This window comes from Erythrobacter aurantius (assembly GCF_023823125.1).
GTDB classification, from domain to species: Bacteria; Pseudomonadota; Alphaproteobacteria; order Sphingomonadales; family Sphingomonadaceae; genus Erythrobacter; species Erythrobacter aurantius.
In genome coordinates this window covers 1,392,654-1,409,865 of sequence record NZ_CP090949.1, presented here as the reverse complement: position 1 = coordinate 1,409,865, position 17,212 = coordinate 1,392,654, and the positions used below count along the sequence as shown (strand labels likewise).

At 60.8% G+C, this 17,212-nt stretch carries 18 protein-coding genes; 10 read left to right on the top strand and 8 right to left on the bottom strand.

Features of this window, described 5'->3' with window-relative positions; genetic code table 11:
• Nucleotides 1-67: 67 nt before the first annotated feature.
• The 3 genes from ispH to rnhA are packed head-to-tail and all read left to right on the top strand — an operon-like array spanning nt 68 to nt 2,499.
• Nucleotides 68-1,036: a 4-hydroxy-3-methylbut-2-enyl diphosphate reductase gene (gene ispH / locus L1K66_RS06645; protein WP_034952368.1), complete on the top strand. Its 969-nt coding sequence runs from the start codon at nt 68-70 to the stop codon at nt 1,034-1,036.
• Between the two features lie 12 nt (nt 1,037-1,048).
• Nucleotides 1,049-2,020: a homoserine kinase gene (locus L1K66_RS06640; RefSeq protein WP_252260163.1), complete on the top strand. Its 972-nt coding sequence runs from the start codon at nt 1,049-1,051 to the stop codon at nt 2,018-2,020.
• A 29-nt stretch (nt 2,021-2,049) separates the two neighbouring features.
• Nucleotides 2,050-2,499, top strand: a complete 450-nt coding sequence (gene rnhA, locus L1K66_RS06635) for a ribonuclease HI (RefSeq protein ID WP_252260162.1) — start codon at nt 2,050-2,052, stop codon at nt 2,497-2,499.
• Between the two features lie 61 nt (nt 2,500-2,560).
• Here the strand turns inward: rnhA and L1K66_RS06630 are convergent, their stop codons facing one another.
• From L1K66_RS06630 to L1K66_RS06620, 3 genes are all read right to left on the bottom strand, one after another.
• Nucleotides 2,561-2,737, bottom strand: a complete 177-nt coding sequence (locus L1K66_RS06630; protein ID WP_252260161.1) for a YegP family protein — start codon at nt 2,735-2,737, stop codon at nt 2,561-2,563.
• A 63-nt stretch (nt 2,738-2,800) separates the two neighbouring features.
• A complete protein-coding gene (locus L1K66_RS06625) occupies nt 2,801-3,916 on the bottom strand; it encodes an NAD(P)/FAD-dependent oxidoreductase (protein WP_252260160.1) in 1,116 nt (371 codons plus the stop codon).
• Nucleotides 3,913-4,902: an alpha/beta hydrolase gene (locus L1K66_RS06620; RefSeq protein WP_252260159.1), complete on the bottom strand. Its 990-nt coding sequence runs from the start codon at nt 4,900-4,902 to the stop codon at nt 3,913-3,915. The genes L1K66_RS06625 and L1K66_RS06620 overlap by 4 nt, the downstream gene beginning before the upstream one ends.
• Nucleotides 4,903-5,025: 123 nt before the next feature.
• Between L1K66_RS06620 and L1K66_RS06615 the strand changes: the two genes are divergently transcribed.
• The 7 genes from L1K66_RS06615 (at nt 5,026) to L1K66_RS06585 (ending at nt 12,514) form a co-directional block, all read left to right on the top strand.
• Nucleotides 5,026-5,505 carry an A24 family peptidase gene (locus tag L1K66_RS06615; RefSeq protein WP_252260158.1) on the top strand — a complete coding sequence of 160 codons (480 nt, stop codon included), beginning with the start codon at nt 5,026-5,028 and terminating at the stop codon, nt 5,503-5,505.
• 100 nt (nt 5,506-5,605) lie between these two features.
• Nucleotides 5,606-6,706 (top strand): Flp pilus assembly protein CpaB, encoded by a 1,101-nt coding sequence (gene cpaB, locus L1K66_RS06610; protein WP_252260157.1) that lies wholly within the window; start codon nt 5,606-5,608, stop codon nt 6,704-6,706.
• Between the two features lie 92 nt (nt 6,707-6,798).
• The gene (locus L1K66_RS06605) at nt 6,799-8,436 is read left to right on the top strand and encodes a type II and III secretion system protein family protein (protein ID WP_252260156.1); all 1,638 of its coding nucleotides are present in this window, start codon (nt 6,799-6,801) and stop codon (nt 8,434-8,436) included.
• 30 nt (nt 8,437-8,466) lie between these two features.
• Nucleotides 8,467-9,111: a CpaD family pilus assembly protein gene (locus L1K66_RS06600; protein ID WP_252260155.1), complete on the top strand. Its 645-nt coding sequence runs from the start codon at nt 8,467-8,469 to the stop codon at nt 9,109-9,111.
• Nucleotides 9,112-9,114: 3 nt separating this feature from the next.
• The gene (locus tag L1K66_RS06595) at nt 9,115-10,395 is read left to right on the top strand and encodes a pilus assembly protein CpaE (protein WP_034952349.1); all 1,281 of its coding nucleotides are present in this window, start codon (nt 9,115-9,117) and stop codon (nt 10,393-10,395) included.
• A gap of 130 nt (nt 10,396-10,525) precedes the next feature.
• A complete protein-coding gene (locus L1K66_RS06590) occupies nt 10,526-11,497 on the top strand; it encodes a type II secretion system F family protein (protein WP_034952346.1) in 972 nt (323 codons plus the stop codon).
• An 18-nt stretch (nt 11,498-11,515) separates the two neighbouring features.
• Nucleotides 11,516-12,514, top strand: a complete 999-nt coding sequence (locus L1K66_RS06585) for a type II secretion system F family protein (RefSeq protein ID WP_034952344.1) — start codon at nt 11,516-11,518, stop codon at nt 12,512-12,514.
• Between the two features lie 84 nt (nt 12,515-12,598).
• On the opposite strand, the gene L1K66_RS06580 is transcribed toward L1K66_RS06585, so the two are convergent.
• The 5 genes from L1K66_RS06580 to L1K66_RS06560 all read right to left on the bottom strand — a co-directional run bounded on the left by L1K66_RS06580 (nt 12,599) and on the right by L1K66_RS06560 (nt 17,199).
• A complete protein-coding gene (locus L1K66_RS06580) occupies nt 12,599-13,099 on the bottom strand; it encodes a MarR family winged helix-turn-helix transcriptional regulator (protein WP_252260154.1) in 501 nt (166 codons plus the stop codon).
• Nucleotides 13,100-13,162: 63 nt separating this feature from the next.
• Entirely contained in the window at nt 13,163-14,035 is an 873-nt protein-coding gene (locus L1K66_RS06575) for a crotonase/enoyl-CoA hydratase family protein (RefSeq protein ID WP_252260153.1), read from the bottom strand.
• 234 nt (nt 14,036-14,269) lie between these two features.
• Nucleotides 14,270-15,241, bottom strand: a complete 972-nt coding sequence (locus tag L1K66_RS06570) for a c-type cytochrome (protein WP_252260152.1) — start codon at nt 15,239-15,241, stop codon at nt 14,270-14,272.
• Between the two features lie 112 nt (nt 15,242-15,353).
• Entirely contained in the window at nt 15,354-16,292 is a 939-nt protein-coding gene (locus L1K66_RS06565; RefSeq protein WP_252260151.1) for an alpha/beta hydrolase, read from the bottom strand.
• A 121-nt stretch (nt 16,293-16,413) separates the two neighbouring features.
• Nucleotides 16,414-17,199, bottom strand: a complete 786-nt coding sequence (locus L1K66_RS06560; RefSeq protein WP_034952341.1) for an SDR family NAD(P)-dependent oxidoreductase — start codon at nt 17,197-17,199, stop codon at nt 16,414-16,416.
• Nucleotides 17,200-17,212 lie beyond the last annotated feature (13 nt).

Below are 17,212 nucleotides of genomic sequence, written 5' to 3'. Positions count from 1 at the left end.
GGGAACCCCATCCCTATCTGCGTGTCCGCCCTAGCGAGCCGCGCAGCAAAGCGCTAGAGGCTGAGACATGAACGCCCCATTTCAAGAGCCCTCTGTGGACGCAAAACCGCTGAATCTCCTGATCGCAGCACCTCGTGGCTTTTGCGCCGGAGTGGATCGGGCCATCGAGATCGTCGAAAAGGCGCTCGAACGCTATGGCGCGCCGGTCTATGTCCGCCATGAAATCGTCCACAACAAATATGTTGTCGAAGGGCTGAAGGCGAAAGGCGCGATTTTCGTCAAGGAACTGGACGAAGTGCCCGACGATGCACCGGTGGTGTTCAGCGCGCACGGCGTTCCGAAATCGGTTCCCGCCGAAGCAAAGCGGCGCAAGCTAATGTATGTCGACGCCACCTGTCCGCTCGTTTCCAAGGTGCACCGACAGGCCGAACGTCAGCTGGAAAAGGGCCGCCATATTATCTTCATCGGACACGAAGGCCACCCGGAGGTGATCGGCACAATGGGGCAGGTCGAACCGGGCCAGATGACGCTGGTGGAAAATATCGAGGACGTGGACAAGCTGCCTTTCGATTCGGACGAACCGCTTGCCTATCTCACTCAGACGACCTTGTCGGTTGATGATACGCGCGAAGTGATCGAGGCGCTTGAATGGCGCTATCCCAATATCAGCGGTCCCAAGGCGGAAGACATTTGCTACGCCACCTCAAATCGCCAGGCCGCAGTGAAGGAACTGGCGCATGACTGCGATCTGGTGCTGGTGGTTGGCGCTCCCAATTCTTCGAATTCATTGCGCCTCGTCGAGGTTGCCGAGCGGCTTGGCACGCCCGGCAAACTGATACAGCGGGCTGAGGAAATAGACCCCGCCTGGCTTGAGGGTATCGACACGATTGGTCTCACCGCCGGTGCGTCCGCACCCGAAGTGCTGGTTCGCGAAGTGGTGGATGCCCTTGCAAAGCTGCGCCCTATCCGTGAGCGGACGATCACGCACACCGAAGAGAAAATGGTTTTCAAACTGCCCCGCCAGCTTACCGAATAGGGATGCTGAAAATTGGCGGTTTACACCCATCTCGGTGCGGAGCAGCTGGCGGAATTGATCGCGCAGTATGACGTCGGGACTTTGCTGTCTGCCAAAGGCATCGCCGAAGGCGTTTCCAATTCGAACTGGCTGATCGAAACCACCGGAAACAATGGTGCCGGAGCACGGTTTATTCTGACAATGTACGAACGCCGCATAGAACTCGGCGATCTGCCTTACTTTCTCGGGTTGCTGGATCACCTTTCGAATCGTGGGTGCCCTGTTCCACGGACAATTCACGATCGGACCGGGGCAAGTTTCCACATGCACGACGGGAAGGCTCTGGCGTTAATCGAGTTCCTCCCTGGCGTATCTCCAACGCGGCCGGAGCCCGATCAGGCTCTTTCCGTCGGAGCAACCCTCGCACGCATGCATCTCGCCAGCGATGGCTTTGCGCTCTCGAGAGCCAACACGATGGGGTTCGCAGACAATCTGGCACTGCTGGAAAAATGCGGAGAAGCAGGCCTTGCTTCCATCCATAAAGACTTGCCGGCGATGCTCGCTCCGGCCCGATCTGCTGCCCGGCTTGACCTCTCCAGCCTGCCGCAGGCGCAGATTCATGCAGACCTTTTCCCTGACAACGTGCTGATGCTCGGCAGTCAGGTGACCGGACTGATTGATTTCTATTTTGCCTGTACGGGCGCGATGGCGCTTGATCTCGCCACCACGCACGCGGCCTGGGGATTTGATCCGGCCAGCAACAGCTATCGCGAGGATTGCGGCAGCGCGATCATCCGCGGTTACGAAAGCGTTCGGCCTCTGACCGATGCTGAGCGTGCCTTGCTGCCAGAGATCGCCAAGGGTGCGACCTTGCGCTTTGTCGCGAGCCGGGCCGAGGACTGGCTCGACACGCCCGATGATGCGCTCGTTACCCGCAAGGATCCCATGCAGTTCGTCTCCCGCTGGCGCTTTTACGACGAATTCGGCGCGCAAGTGTTTGCGTGACAAACGCAAAGCGGCGATGAAGCATTTCGATGAAACAGGTCGAAATCTACACTGATGGCGCATGCAAGGGGAATCCCGGCCCTGGCGGTTGGGGCGTACTGCTGCGTATGGGCCCGCACGAAAAGGAATTGTCGGGCGGGGAAGCCGATACGACCAACAATCGGATGGAAATGACCGCTGTCATAAAAGGGCTTTCGGCATTGATCGAGCCCTGCAAGGTCGATCTCTATTCCGACAGCAAGTATGTGATCGACGGGATCACCAAATGGGTCCACGGCTGGAAGAAGCGCGGCTGGGTCAACGCCAGCAAGAAGCCGGTTCGCAATGCCGATCTATGGCATGAAATGATCGAAATCGCGGATCGCCACGAGATCAAGTGGCACTGGGTCAAAGGGCATTCCGGTCACAGCGAGAACGATCGGGTCGACAAGCTTGCAAGCGACGAGGCGGATCGCATCGCGGCTCTAGCCTCTGGTTGAAACGCAAACGGGCGCGACACTCAGGTGTCACGCCCGCTCAGAATGATCTGAATGCAACAGATTAGCTGTTGTCTTCAATCGGCGCATCCGGGCCATTCTTCTTGATGGAGGCGATGGCGTTTTCAGCCGAAGACTTGCTCGAATAACCCTGAGTCGAGAATATCACTTCCGAATTGTAGCTGAAGCGCACGCGAAACTCGCCAGCCTTGTCCTTGTAGATTTCAAACTTGTGAGCCATCGAATTTACCTCCCTTTGGTGGTTGTGTTGAACCGAGTAATTGGCAGATCACAGCAATTATGGCTAGCCCGTCCGCCGTTCTTTCATTTCTGAAAAACGACTTGGCGAATATCGCGCTGCATCGATTTCTTCGGTGAGCCAATCTGCAGGAAGTCCGAGCAATATCTGAGCGCCCAAACGAGCAGCCGCAGGCGCGGTTTGAATTCCGAAGCCGCCTTGGCCGGCAAACCAGTTGAATCCTCGTACATCCGGATCAGGGCCATAGACGGGCAAGCGATCGGGCGCGAAGCTCCGCAATCCGGCCCAGCGCCGCTCGACCGCTTCAATCTTCCAGTTTGTGACCGAAAGGAATCGGTCAATCGCCATAGCCACGTCGATTTCTTCAGGCGCGGCATCGCAAGGGTCACTGGGTATTTCGTCATGCGGGCTGAGCCACAAGCGACCGTTGTCCGATTTGAAATAGAACCCGCCCGAAACATCCAGAACAAGGGGCATTTCCGCAGGAGCCTCGGGATCGACCCGAAGTTGCACCACGGTGCGACGCTTCGGCTCTATTCCCAAAGGCCTTGCACCAGCGTGCGACGCGATGACATCGGCCCATGCACCAGCGGCGTTGACGATCTCTGCAGCACGATAGGTGTCACCTTGCTCGGTATGGATACACCAGGCACCGTCCTCCCGGCTGAAGCCGCTGACCATTGCCCTGCAAACGAGATCCGCGCCGGCCTGCCGCAAGGCCTTCAGGTAATGCTGATGCAGACCGGCCACATCAATATCGGCACAAGCCCGTTCATAGATCGCATGGCACCACGTCTCACGGACTTGCGGGACGAGTTGCGCCAAACGATTGCGATCAAGTCGCTCGATCGTCACTCCCGTTCCAGCGAAGCTATCGATGAAATCATCAATTCCGCCGCGGTCTTCCTGCCTACCGATGTAGAGCGCACCCCGCGGAGTCAGAAAACCGCCGTCTCTGAGATACCTTCCCGAAGCGAGCGTGAGAGGGACCACGCCGGGCCCACCATAGCATTCCTCCCAGAACGCTGCTGAACGGCCGGTCGAATGGTATCCGGGCGCATCCTCGCCCTCCAACACCAACACGCGGGCATATGGCGCAAGCTCGGCAGCAATGCTCGCGCCGGCCATCCCCGCTCCGATTACGGCAAAGTCGTAGATCATCCCTGGGGCGCCTGTGGAACGGCTTCATCCAGGAATATTGCGATCTCGCGCATCATGCGGTCACGCACATCGTCCACTTCGCGGAGAATTTCGTGATGGGCTTCCTCGCCGAATGTAACCAGCTTGCCTTTCGGCAGCCGCTTGGCGGCGCGGACGTTGGCTTCGTGACTGACAAGCTTGTCCCCCGAAGTTGAGACGATCAGCACCGGTATGCCGACTGCTTCCAGCGCGCCCGGCTGCTCCAGCCTGCGGCACGAGGCGTAGGCCCGTTCAACCCATTTCCAGCTGGCTGGCCCCATGACCAGTTCTGGCCGGGTATCGCGCCACCATTGCTCATCGAAATATCGATCAGGGTCATGCGTCAAGAGATTGGCACGGTGCGCAGGCAATTCGCCCGGTTTCTCGCTCCATTTCCAAGCTTGCCGGGTAGGGTCACCAACCTTGGTCATCAACACGGCCACAAGGTGCAAGACAGGCAGCGGCAAGGGCGGGCCTTGCATTCCCAGCATGGGCGCGCTCAGAAACACGGCATCGGGTTGAACCTTGCCGTCCACCAGAGCGCGCATGATCAAATGCCCGCCCATCGAATGGCCAGCGAGCACATGCGGGCCCGGCACCTCGTTCACCCATTGGTTCCAGATGTGCGCCAGATCATCGGTCCAGGTGTCGAAGTCGTCGATGTGGCCTGTGACTGCATCCTTGCCCAGCCGACCTGACCCGGCCTGCCCGCGCCAATCCGATCCGGTCACTCGCCATCCTGCACGGTGCCACTGCTCAAGGCTTTCGAGATATTTCTCGTAACAATCCCCACGCCCCGGCAGGAACAGGATCGATCCGCGAACCGGACTTTGTGCACCGGGCCAATCGATCCGGCGCAAGGGATGGCCGTCGGCCGCCTGCCATTGCGATTCAACCGCTGCAGGCGGAATTGCCCGACGGTTGATCTGAGGACTTTCTGTCATTTCGGCCTGGCTGTTCTGGTCCATGACTTTGCTAACGGAAGGCCTCCGGGTTTGGTTACTATTTGGTAAGCACTCATCTGTCGCACCCGTTTCCCAGATGGACCCGCACACGCAAATAACGGTGTGCGGCATCCTTTCGGGGGCCACATGATGATGACGTATATTCACTACGGACTGCTGATTGCATTGGCAATCGCGCTCCTGTTCGCGGCGGCAAGCGATATCCGCAGCCGCACGATCCATAACTGGCTCAATGCGGGCATTGCCCTCGCTGCACCGGCTTTCTGGTGGGCCAGTGGCCTGTCGCTTTGGCCGGATGTTGCCATGCAACTTGGGATCGCAGCTCTTGCGTTCGCGCTTTTTGCCGGTTTGTTCGCACTTCGCATGATGGGTGGCGGTGACGTCAAGCTTCTCACCGCCCTCGCGCTGTGGATCGAGCCCGGCACATTCCTGCAACTGCTGATCATCATGGCGCTAGCCGGTGGCGCGCTAACGATCGTGATGGGCGGATACCATTTTCTCCGCCGCGAGAAGGAGCGGCTCGCAATTCCTTATGGCGTTGCGATCGCCTTCGCCGGAATTTGGGTGATTTTCCCGAAACTAGCATCGGTTCCGGCGATCGCATGAAAGTCGCTGTGAACCCGATTTTAACCAATTCGGACGTACGCCACGAAACCATACCCGCCCGAATTTTCTGACCGGGCCGAAATGAGGGGGCTGATAAGCCATGGATAGGAAGAAACTGGTTCTGCTGCTTGGTGCGCTTGTTGTTGCCATTGGCAGCGCATTCCTTGCGCGCAGCATGTTTGCTGGCGATGCAGCCCCGGCTGCGGAAGCGGCGGCACAGGAGCCCAAAGGGCCCAAGGTGCTGGTTGCGAACCGCGCCCTGCCTGCAGGTACGATCATCACCGCCGATGCGATGGGCTATCAGGACTGGCCGGAAGAGCTGGTCAAGGATGCCTATTTCATTGAAGGCGAATCCGACATGAGCCAGCTGCTCGGCACGGTCGTCCGCTTCCCGATCACGGCTGGTGAACCGGTGACGCAAGGATCGCTCGTCAGCCCTGGCGACCGCGGCTTCCTCGCGGCGGCGCTTGGCCCGGGCATGCGTGCGGTTACCGTGCCGGTGTCGGCGCAAACTGGTGTTGCAGGCTTTGTCTTCCCGGGTGACCGCGTTGACGTCGTCTTGACTCAGGAAGTTTCGGGTGAAGGCCAGCCGCTCAAGGCCGCTGAAACCGTTCTGCGCAACCTTCGCGTCCTCGCGACTGACCAGACCACCGAACAGGTTACCAACGAAGCAGGCAAGACCGTGGTTCGCGCTTTCCGCACCGTCACGCTCGAAGTGACGCCGCAGATTGCCGAAAAGGTCGCCGTGGCCCAGACGATCGGCCAGCTGACCCTGGTGCTTCGCTCGATTGCCGACAACCAGGCAGAGCTTGAGCGTGCGATTGCCTCGGGCGACGTCAAAATCCCGGAAAACGCCACTCCCGAAGAGGAAGAGCGCATCCTTCGCACCGCGATGGGTCAGCCGATTGACAGCAAGTCGACCTTCTCGACCGGTGGCGACGTTTCCCGCTTCCAGCGCCGCAACATTCCGCCGCAGGATGAAGGCAACCGTCGTCCCGAACGGACCGCCGCTGCACCCGGGGTTCCTGCCAAGGTGGACGGCGTTCCCGTCAACACCGAGCCTAGCGTCCGTGTCACCCGCGGCAAGGCCACTGTCGAAGTGCCGGTTGGTGGCTCCGTCAGTGCAGTCAACACCGCCACTTCGAACGGCGTCGGTCAGGCAGGCCAGGTTGCACCTGTTGCCGGCATGACGATCCGCTGAGGAAAATGACAATGTCGATCCAGATCAAATGCTTGAACCTCGTGACCGGCAAAGTCGGGATCGAAAAAGTGAAGTCCACAGGGGGCTCTGAAATGAAAACCAAGACCTTTGCCAAAGCGCTGCTTGCCGGCATCGCCGCGTTGCCGATGGTTGCCGCTCCGACAGGAACCGCAACCGCGCAGCAAGTCGTCAGCCCGAGCCAGGAGATCGTCTTGTCGATCGGCCGTGGCGAACTGGTGAACGTGCCCGGTTCGATGACCGACGTTTTCGTTGCGAACGAGAACGTGGCCGACGTGCAGATCAAGTCGCAGCGCCAGCTCTACGTTTTCGGACGCGCCGGCGGCGAAACCACGATCTATGCCAGCAACGCTCGCGGCGACATCATCTTCTCGGCCAACATCCGGGTCGGATCGAACATCGGCAGCATCGACCAGATGCTTGCCCTTGCCATGCCCGAAGCCGAAGTCAGCGTCGCCACCATGGGTACCAACACAGTGCTTCTTACCGGCACCGTAAAGGCCCCCGAGGACGCAGCAGAAGCAGAACGACTGGTTCAGGCTTTCCTCGGTGAAGGCGCCAATGTCATCAGCCGCCTCAAGACGGCAACACCGCTGCAGGTCAATCTTCAGGTGAAGTTTGCCGAAGTCAGCCGCAGCCTCGTCCGCTCGATCGGCGGCAACGTCACGACTTTCGATGCGTCGAGCGGCGGTTTCCGCGGCGCTATCGGTAATGGCCGTGCGCTTGGTTCGGGGACCTATGATCCCCGCAACGGTCCGCTCGCAGTCGGCAACGGTGTGCAGAACCCGGTGCTCGGCCCGTTCTTCGATGCCGCCGGCAACCCGATCCTTGGTGCTGACGGCACTCCGCTGACCTTCACCGGTCCGGGCGTCAACAGCAACGGCGGAACCTCGATCGCAGGTCTTGGTCGCCTGTTCGGGCTTGATGTGCTGGGCGCATTGGACCTTTCGGAACGTCTTGGCCTGATCACGACGATTTCCGAGCCAAACCTGACTGCCCTTTCGGGCGAAACCGCCACTTTCCTCGCGGGCGGTGAATTCCCGATCCCGATCTCGCAGGGTCTGGGCAACGTCGCGATTGAATATCGCAACTTCGGCGTCAGCCTTGCCTACACCCCGACGGTGCTGGCGAACGGTCGCATTTCGATCCGTGTGCGCCCCGAAGTTTCCGAACTGTCGACCCAGGGTGCGGTAACGCTCAACGGCTTCCAGGTTCCGGCGCTGACAATCCGTCGCACCGAAACCACTGTGGAACTCGGTTCGGGCCAGAGCTTCATGATCGCCGGCCTGCTGAGTGCGAACTCGCAGAACGCGCTCGACAAGGCTCCGGGTCTGGGTGACGTGCCGATCCTTGGCAACCTGTTCCGTTCGCGTTCGTTCAACCTTGGCGAAACCGAACTGGTCATCATCGTGACGCCGTATCTGGTGAAGCCGGTCAATGCCGGTGACATCAAGCTGCCGACCGATGGCTATCATTCAGCCAACGCATTCGAGCAGCTGCTCACCTACCAGAACCAGTCGGGTGTGAGCGGCGAAGCCCGTCCCGGACCGACGGCGGCCGAGCCGGATCCACCCAATCCGGACATCAGCAACGCCGACCCGGCCGCTATCGTCCCCGGCTCGCCGCAGCAGCGTCCGCAGCGTGCAGACGACAGCCGCAACCGCAATCGGGATCGTCAGGCAGATGCCGCGACCCCCGGTTTCAGCCTTTAACCTACCAGCGAACGCCGAAAGGTTCACATCATGAACATCGCAAGAAACAGCAAGTTGATGGGCGCAGTCGCCCTTTCGCTCGGCCTCGCAGCGGCAGGTTGTGCAGGCATGCCAACCAACACCTCGCTTTACAGCATGAAGCAGCCGGTGGTGGAACGCACAAACTTCACGATGGATGTCGACACGTCGCAAAGCGGCCTCTCGATCTCCGAACAACAGCGCCTGAACGGCTGGTTTGAAACCATGGACCTTCGCTATGGTGATCGCATCACCATTGAAGATCCGGCCAGCAACCCTGCGGTCACTACGGCGGTGAACGATCTCGCCGGTCGCTATGGCCTCATGGTCAGCGCGGTCGCGCCGACCACGTCAGGACTGCTCCAACCCGGACAGGCTCGCGTGATCATCACCCGCTCGAGCGCTTCGGTACCCGGCTGCCCCGACTGGAGCGCCAAGTCCGATGCAAACTACATGAATGCCACCAGCCCGGGCTTCGGTTGTGCCATCAACGGCAACATGGCGGCCATGGTCGCCAATCCCGAAGACCTGCTGCAAGGCCAGCAGGGCGACAGCGAAACGGTTGTCGCGACGGGTAGCAAGGCCATCCAGACATATCGTGACGCCGAACCCACGGGTGCCGGCGGTCTTCAACAAGCTGCAGGCGGAGGTAACTGATCCATGAACGCTCCTTGGAAATCGGGTCTTCCCGGCAATCGCGATGCCTTTGCCGCCTATATCTGCGACGATGCCGCGCTCGACGTTCTGCGTCCGGTGGTCATCGAGATGGGTTGGGCGCCTGAAAAGTGCAACAAGGGCGGTCTGCGCAATGCAGTCCAGTCACTGTCGGTCAGCGCCAGCCCGGCGATCCTGATCGTCGACCTTTCGGAAAGCGGCGATCCGCTCAACGACATCAATGCCCTTGCCGAGGTTTGCGAACCCGGCACAGTCGTGATCGCCATCGGCCAGGTCAACGACGTGCGGCTGTACCGCGATCTCCTCGCCAGCGGCATCCATGACTACCTGCTCAAGCCGCTCAATGCTCAGGCGGTGCATGATGCGCTCAATGGCGCCCTGGCAGTCTTCTCTTCGCCCAAGTCGGGTGATGGTGACGGTGTCAAGCGGCACATTTCCACCGCAGTGGTGGGTACGCGTGGCGGTGTGGGCGCATCGACGCTCGCAACCTCGCTTGCATGGCTGTTCAGCTCCAACCACAATTCGCCCACCGCACTGCTCGATCTCGATGTGCACTTCGGAACGGGCGCACTTGCGCTGGATCTGGAGCCGGGCCGCGGGTTGACTGATGCAATCGACAACCCGAGCCGTATCGACGGACTGTTCATCGAACGCGCCATGATCCGGGCCAATGACAATCTGTCGATCCTGTCGGCAGAAGCCCCGATCAGCCAGCCGCTGATGACCGATGGTGCCGCTTTCGTTCAGCTTGAGGAAGAATTCCGTCAGGCGTTCGAAATGACCGTCATCGATCTGCCGCGCAACATGCTGATCAACTTCCCGCATCTTCTTGCTGACGTAAATCTGGTCATGCTGACCTGCGAACTCACGCTGGCATCGGCACGTGATACGATCCGCATCCTTTCGTGGCTCAAGACCAATGCAGCGCATGCGCATCCGATGATCATCGCCAACAAGGCGCAGCCTGCAGTTGCTGAAATCAGCAAGGCCGATTTCGAGGCGTCGATCGAGCGCAAGATCGACTTTGTTGTCCCTTACGACATCAAGGCCGCATCGAATGCGGCCAAGCTTGGTCAGGTCTTCGTCGAAGCCAACAAGTCGAGCAAGGCAACTGCTGTGATCAAGCAGATCGCCGAGCGCGTCCTTGGCGCGAGCGAAGATGATCTGTCGTCGGTCGGCGAAGAGAAGAAGTCGCTGCTTGGCGGCTTCGATCTCAAGAGCCTGCTGGCGAAGAAAGACAAGACCGAAGCTGAGCCGGCCGAATAGGTTTCTGAAAGGTGGACGGCGGCCCAGCTGCCCTCCACCCGACCGGCAAAAGCAAGGGGCCCGGCCCCTTAGTTTCGAGGCAAGGCGCCAAATTGGCGCGCAACAGTAACTGGCGAGGCACGAGGCCGACATGGACTTTTTTCAGACCCTGATCGTCACGGTGATCATCTTTTCCGTGCTCGTGGCCGGCTACATTCTTGTGTCCGGATCGGGTGCAGGAAAGGCGCAAAAGCGTCGCCTTGAATCGCTGCGCTACCGGCATTCGGAAAACACCGACACAAAGGTGGAATCGCAGCTCAAAAAGGCGATTGCAGCCCGCAAACCCAAAACGCATCGTGTGGCGGGCTCCGGCTCGCGGGTCGAAGCTCTGGAGATGCGGCTCGACCGCACCGGCAAGGGCTGGACTGTGTCGCAATATGTCTATGCGACGCTTGGCATCATCCTCGTTGTCGGTGTGCTGATGTTCCTGCAAACGGGTGCATTGCTTTTGTCGCTGGGAATTGGTGCGGTTGTCGGCCTTGGTGTGCCACACCTTGTTGTCGGATTTGCGATCAACAGCCGGACGAACCAGTTCAATGCGAAGTTTCCGGACGGTATTGAATTGCTCGTGCGCGGTCTGCGCTCCGGCCTTCCGGTAACCGAAACGCTGGGTGTGGTGGCACAGGAAGTGCCTGGCCCAGTGGGGCTCGAATTCAAGGGCATCGTCGAACGCATCAAGATCGGCAAGACCATGGAGGATTCGCTCCAGGAGACCGCCGATCGCTTGGGCATCCCGGAATTCAACTTCTTCTGCATCACCCTCGCAATCCAGCGGGAAACGGGTGGTAACCTTGCAGAGACGCTCTCCAACCTCGCCGACGTGCTGCGCAAGCGCGCCCAGATGAAGCTGAAGATCAAGGCGATGAGCTCGGAATCGAAAGCTTCCGCCTACATCGTCGGTTCGTTGCCCTTCATCGTCTTCGGCCTGATCTACTGGATCAACCCGGACTACATCGGCGGCTTCTTCTACGAAGAACGGCTGATCGTTGCTGGCCTTGGCGGGCTGGTCTGGATGAGCATCGGCGTATTCATCATGGCCAAAATGGTCAGCTTCGAGATCTGATCCGGGGACACACTCATCATGAACCAGACACCTGGACCAACCCTTCTCGGCTTTGACGTAGTCCTCGTCGGATCGATACTTGCCGGGCTTGCCGCCTTCGCAATCCTGATGGCGATCTATGCCGCGGTCACGATCAAGGACCCGATGGCCAAGCGCGTCAAGTCGCTGAACGAGCGGCGCGACGAGCTTAAGGCAGGCATTGTCACCTCGGGATCGAAGAAACGCACCAGCCTGGTGCGCAAGACCGATACGACTGACAAGGTCAAGAGCTCGCTGGGCAAGATGAATGTCCTTGAGCAAAGCCAGATCAAGGACGTGCAGCAGAAGCTGGCCCATGCCGGCTATCGCAACAAGGAACTGGCCGTCATCATCATCGGCCTTCGCGCTGTGCTGCCGATCGTGCTGGGCGCTCTTGGTTTCGTGATGATCTATGTCGTCGAATATTTCCCTGACTGGGGTCCGATGACCCGGCTGGGCGCCGTGGCGATGATGCTGTTCCTCGGCTACAAGGGGCCTGAGCTATATCTTTCGAACAAGGCGCAGAAGCGCACCACCGAAATCCGCAAGGGTCTGCCCGACGCGTTGGACTTGCTGGTGATCTGTGCCGAAGCCGGTCTGACTGTAGACGCTGCCTTCAACCGCGTGGCAAAGGAACTGGGGCGGGCCTATCCCGAACTGGGCGACGAATTCGCGCTCACCGCGATCGAGTTGTCCTTCCTCAACGAACGCAAGATGGCTTTCGACAACCTCGCATACCGCGTTGATCTCGAAGCGGTGAAGGGCGTGGTTACCACCATGGTCCAGACCGAACGCTACGGAACTCCGCTGGCATCGGCGCTGCGTGTGCTTTCGGCGGAATTCCGCAACGAACGCATGATGCGCGCCGAAGAGAAGGCCGCGCGCCTGCCCGCGATCATGACGGTTCCGCTGATCCTGTTCATCCTGCCGGTGCTGTTCATCGTCATTCTCGGCCCGGCGGCCTGTTCGATCTCCGACGCCCTTATCAACAAGGACTAGGTCGAACCACACCGGTTACGGGGTAAGGCGCACCCCGTATGCGAAAGGGCCGGTCGGGATCATCCCGGTCGGCCCCGTTTGCATTCAACGACGCGTCGCCCCGCTCAGGCTTGCCGCACGCTCGCGCACCCTTTCCAGCATGGTGCGCAGCGCGGCTTCCTCGGCCGGGTCGAGCCCTTCGAGCAATTCGCGCTCGGTCGCCTTGGCAATCGGCATGACTTCGCCGTGGATCGCCTGGCCATCGGGCGTCAGTTCAAGCAGATGCGAACGCCCGTCCTGTTCGTTGGCAGCGCGAGCGATAAGGCCGCGATCCTCCAGCACCTTGCAAGCCCGGTTTACCGCGACCTTGTCCATCAAGGTTGCCTCGGTCAGGTCGCGCTGCGTCAGCCGCCCTCCCCGCTGTCCGGCATCACCCAGCACCGCCATCACCCGCCATTCGGTAATCTTCAGCCCGAACCGCTTGCGATAACGCTCCGCGATCAGGCTGCTGACGGCGTTCGACGCAATCGAAAGCTGATAGGGCAGAAAGCCCGAAAGCTGATAGGTGCTCTCGCCCCGTGCGGGCGCGTCCGTCATGTCGTTCATGACAAGTGGTTTCCCATGAAACCACCGCGCTGGCAAGATCGCCCCGCCAGAGCCACCTGCCCGTCATTCATAAGGGCGTTCGTCCCACCACGGATAGAAGTCGGGCATGTCCTCGCTAACCTTGTCAGGATAGGCCGGGCGCCGCTTTTCAAGGAAGCTGGCGATCCCTTCCTTCGCATCGGACCCGCGCGACAGGCGATAGATCGCGCGGCTGTCGATCTTGTGCGCTTCCATCGGGTGATCGGTGCTCATCAGGCGCCACATCATCGCCCGCGTCATCGCCACCGACACCGCAGAAGTGTTCTCGGCAATTTCTGTCGCCAGCGCACGTGCGGCAAGCAACAGGTCGTCAGGGGTGTGGATTGACCGCACAAGCCCGCCCGCCTTCGCTTCCTCGGCATCGAACACCCGGCCAGAATAGCACCATTCGAGCGCCTGGCTGATCCCGACGATGCGCGGCAGGAACCAGCTCGAGCACGCTTCGGGCACAATCCCGCGCCTTGCAAAGACGAAGCCATAGCGCGCATTCGACGCAGCAAGCCGGATGTCCATCGCCAACTGCATCGTCGCACCGACGCCGACTGCCACGCCGTTGCACGCGCTGATCAACGGCTTCTTGCTCTCGAACAGTCGCAGCGTCAGCCGCCCGCCCCCGTCGCGCACGCGCTCGTCGGACAGGCTTTCAACCTCGCTCGCGTCGGAGAACACCTGCCCCCCGCCCTCCGGCGTCAGGTCTGCCCCGGCACAGAAAGCCCGCTCCCCCGATCCGGTGAAGATCACCGCACGCACATCGTCATCCGCGTCGATATCGTCCATCGCCGCCATGATTTCCGCGCCCATCGTGCGGGTATAGGCGTTCATCTTGTCCGGGCGGTTCAGCGTGATCGTGGCGATCCCGGCGGTCTTGTCGACGATAATCTGGGTGTAATCGGTCAAGGTCTCTCTCCCTTGGAATGGAACACTGAAACGGGTGTTTTAAAAATATCGGGAATCCCCGCTAATCGCCGGAAAACCGCGACTTTCCGGCGATTTCCATGGACCATGGCGTGAACTTCCGGATGCAAGGCGTCGGGCTCCCAATCAATCGCTTTCCTGCCCGCACTCGCAGCCTCGGGCAAACGCGAAAGGAATAGGGCAAACAGATGCAGGTAGGAAAGCCCGCAGCAATTCTCAGGGCACGCCATCGCCCAGCAGATCGCCATCGACCATCTGCCCGTAGTAATCGCCATTCTTGTGATGGCGTGCCCGCGCTTCCTCGATCGAACCGGTCTGGCGCGGATCGCGCGGCCGTTCGCGGCTGGTAACATAGGCGGCAACGTCCCATGCCTGTTGATCGGTCAGGGTGTAGCCCATTCCGAACGGCATGTTCGCCTTGATAAAGCCCGCCGCATTGGCCGTTTTCGACATGCCTGCGCCCCAGTTGAACGAAGCATCGCCCCACAGCGGGGGATAGGTGTAAGTCCCGTCGGGATTGCCGACCCCTTCCCCGTTTTCGCCGTGGCACACGCTGCAATGCTCTTCATATACGGCGGCCCCACGCCCCGGATCGAAACCGTCGGCTGGAACATCAAGCTTCAGGAAGCCCCTGCCCGGCATCTCCTGCCCCACCGGCACCCCTTTGGCGAGCCATGCGAAATACATGCTCATGTCGCGGTAAATATCATCACCCGGGGGCGGCGGCGCTCCGGCGGGGGAGGCCTGCGCATTCATCGAATAGATGAAACAGCCCAGAATGCGGTCTTCCATCGTGCTGATCGCGTCATTCTTGGTGCGATAGGCAGGATACATTCCCCACGCAGCCCACATCGGGGAAGCATTGGCAGTCCGCCCCGCATCAAGGTGGCAATTGCCGCAGGTCAGGCCACTGCCGACATATTGCGTCGCCAGCTCTCCGGTGCGCAGGAACAATTCCTTGCCGCGCCGGATGGAGTCGCCTTCCGGCCCGTCGGGAATGGTGGATTCGTTGGGCGGCTGGAACCCGGCCAGATCGGCCGCGACGGGCGCGCCTGCGTCTGGCGGCGCGGCATCGGGGCCGGAGGACACATGCACCAGCATCACCAGCCCGGCGATGATCGCAGCAACAAAAAACAGCGTCAGGCCGGTTTGCCGCGATCGGCGCGGCGCAGCAGATGTTTCGTTCATTGAACTTCCCTCACGAAGCTACGCACCCGCTGATCCCGACGCGGGCGAGTGCCTTGCCCGATCACTGCAATAGGTCACAAGCAGGCGGGTGGCAAAGGGCCGTGCCTGCCGCTCAGTCCGCCAGCAGCCAGCCGAAGATCTCCGGCAAGCGCGCCGCCCAGGCGTTCTCCTCATGCTCGGCCCCTTCATAGACGCGGCTTTCCCAGTCCTTGCCCCTTGGCCAGCCTTGCGCCGCGATCCTCGCGTCGACCACCTGCTGATAGGGCGCGTAATAGGCATCGAGCGTCGCGGTGCCGTGATCCAGCCACAGCCTGCGCCCGTCCGGCTGCCCCAGCCTTTCGGCAAACCATTGATCGAGGATTTCCTGCAATTCGTCATCCACCCCCGCGACATCGCGCGGATCGACTGCGGGCCAGTGCGAGCTGACGCAGCCCGCCCGCCCGAACACGTCGGGCCGTTCCATGAAGGCATAGCAGCTCATCAGACCACCCATGCTCGATCCGACAATGGCGGTGTGATCGCGCCCCGGCAGGGTGCGGAACTGCGCATCAACCCAGCTTTTCAGCGGGCCGGTGATCCAGTCGAGATAAGCCTTCGACACCATCGCCCCCTGTGCGCGCTCGTCCATCTTGGCTCGCAGCGCAGGGGAGGCACGATCATGGATCGGGCGCGGCAGATATTGCCGGTATCGATCCACCCCGGGGGCCCAGATGCCGATGATGATATGCGGTTCGACTGTTCCGGCAGCCATCCCCGCCAACATCGCCTTGTCCGCCGCCCAGATCTTGTTGAAATTGGATTTGGCGGGATCAAACAGATTGTGCCCGTCGTGCATGTAAAGCACGCGGTATCGCTGCGTGCCTTCGTCATAGCCGGGCGGCAGCCAGATCGTCAGTCGCTGATCGGGCAGGCCGGTGGCGGCTATGCCCTGATATTCGAGCAATCGGCCCTGTTCCGCTCTGGCTTGGGCATACGCGGCTGACGGCAACAGCCCCGCCAGCAACAGGCCCAATGCGAACACGAATTGCGCGATCCGGCGCATGGTGACCATTCCCCTGTCGTTTCTCTCAAGAGGCAGGGCTAACCCAGAAGGGGTCTCGACGGGAAGCACGAAAACGCCGCCCGCACCCGTGGCGCAGGCGGCGTTCCGGTTTGCCGTAAAGGCGGATCGTTTAGCGAGGGGCCATGCGAATCGCGCCGTCGAGGCGCACGTCTTCGCCGTTGAAATAGCCGGTTTCGATCATGCACATCGCCAGCTTGGCGTATTCGTCCGGAACGCCCAGACGCTTGGGGAACGGCACCGATGCGGCGAGCGCGTCGCGCACGTTCTGCGGCGCGGCAGCAAGCAGCGGGGTGTCGAAGATGCCCGGCAGGATTGTGTTCACGCGGATGCCTTCGTTCATCAGGTCGCGGGCGATGGGCAGGGTCATGCCGATCACGCCAGCCTTCGATGCGGAATAGGCAGCCTGGCCGATCTGGCCGTCTTCACCGGCGACAGACGCGGTGTTGACGATCGCGCCGCGTTCGCCGTTCTCGTCAAGCGGGTCGAGCGTCAGCATGCCCGCCGCCGACTTGGCGATGCAGCGGAAAGTGCCGATCAGGTTCACCTGGATCACGAAATCGAAGGCCGAAACCGGGAAGTGCTTGATCGATCCGTCTTCCTTGGAACGGCTGGCGGTCTTGATCGCGTTGCCGATACCGGCGCAGTTCACAAGGATACGCTCCTGCCCGTGCGCTTCGCGCGCCTTGGCAAAGCCGGCGTCGACGTCTTCGTCGCTGGTCACGTTGACCTTGCAGAAGATACCGCCGATTTCAGCGGCCATGGCGTTGCCCTTCTCTTCGTTCATGTCGAAGATGGCGACCTTCGCGCCCTTGGCTGCGAGCGCCCGCGCGGTTGCCGCGCCAAGGCCCGATGCGCCGCCGGTGACAACTGCAGGGGTGTTTGCTGAAACTTCCATTATCGTATTCCTC

Coding starts and splice junctions, on each gene's coding strand:
- ispH (WP_034952368.1), top strand. CDS start 68: ATGAACGCCCCATTTCAAGAGCCCTCTGTGGACGCAAAACCGCTGAAT.
- rnhA (WP_252260162.1), top strand. CDS start 2,050: ATGAAACAGGTCGAAATCTACACTGATGGCGCATGCAAGGGGAATCCC.
- L1K66_RS06630 (WP_252260161.1), bottom strand. CDS start 2,737: ATGGCTCACAAGTTTGAAATCTACAAGGACAAGGCTGGCGAGTTTCGC.
- L1K66_RS06625 (WP_252260160.1), bottom strand. CDS start 3,916: ATGATCTACGACTTTGCCGTAATCGGAGCGGGGATGGCCGGCGCGAGC.
- L1K66_RS06620 (WP_252260159.1), bottom strand. CDS start 4,902: ATGGACCAGAACAGCCAGGCCGAAATGACAGAAAGTCCTCAGATCAAC.
- L1K66_RS06615 (WP_252260158.1), top strand. CDS start 5,026: ATGATGATGACGTATATTCACTACGGACTGCTGATTGCATTGGCAATC.
- cpaB (WP_252260157.1), top strand. CDS start 5,606: ATGGATAGGAAGAAACTGGTTCTGCTGCTTGGTGCGCTTGTTGTTGCC.
- L1K66_RS06605 (WP_252260156.1), top strand. CDS start 6,799: ATGAAAACCAAGACCTTTGCCAAAGCGCTGCTTGCCGGCATCGCCGCG.
- L1K66_RS06600 (WP_252260155.1), top strand. CDS start 8,467: ATGAACATCGCAAGAAACAGCAAGTTGATGGGCGCAGTCGCCCTTTCG.
- L1K66_RS06595 (WP_034952349.1), top strand. CDS start 9,115: ATGAACGCTCCTTGGAAATCGGGTCTTCCCGGCAATCGCGATGCCTTT.
- L1K66_RS06590 (WP_034952346.1), top strand. CDS start 10,526: ATGGACTTTTTTCAGACCCTGATCGTCACGGTGATCATCTTTTCCGTG.
- L1K66_RS06585 (WP_034952344.1), top strand. CDS start 11,516: ATGAACCAGACACCTGGACCAACCCTTCTCGGCTTTGACGTAGTCCTC.
- L1K66_RS06580 (WP_252260154.1), bottom strand. CDS start 13,099: ATGAACGACATGACGGACGCGCCCGCACGGGGCGAGAGCACCTATCAG.
- L1K66_RS06570 (WP_252260152.1), bottom strand. CDS start 15,241: ATGAACGAAACATCTGCTGCGCCGCGCCGATCGCGGCAAACCGGCCTG.
- L1K66_RS06565 (WP_252260151.1), bottom strand. CDS start 16,292: ATGGTCACCATGCGCCGGATCGCGCAATTCGTGTTCGCATTGGGCCTG.
- L1K66_RS06560 (WP_034952341.1), bottom strand. CDS start 17,199: ATGGAAGTTTCAGCAAACACCCCTGCAGTTGTCACCGGCGGCGCATCG.